At 65.7% G+C, this 239-nt stretch carries 1 protein-coding gene; it reads right to left on the reverse strand.

Annotated elements, in window-relative coordinates; genetic code table 11:
- Positions 1 to 239: polyketide synthase dehydratase domain-containing protein (locus tag IEZ31_RS55825; protein WP_190258300.1), on the reverse strand; the 239-nt coding region annotated here is incomplete at both ends.

The raw sequence follows: 239 nt of genomic DNA on the forward strand, positions 1-239 counted from the left end.
CCATCCAGACCGGGATGCCCAGTAACAGCCAGGCCGATCCCGTGCAACACCGCATCGAGCAGCGCCGGGTGCAACACGAACGCCGACGGGTCCGCACCGTCCGGAAGGACCGCCTCCACAAAAACGTCGTCACCGTTGCGCCAGACACGACGCAAACCCTGGAACGTCGGACCGTAACCAAACCCAGCCTCAGCCAACGTGTCATAGGCGCCGTCAACCCCGACCGGCTCCGCCCCAAC

The organism is Dactylosporangium sucinum, from assembly GCF_014647515.1.
GTDB classification, from domain to species: Bacteria; Actinomycetota; Actinomycetes; order Mycobacteriales; family Micromonosporaceae; genus Dactylosporangium; species Dactylosporangium sucinum.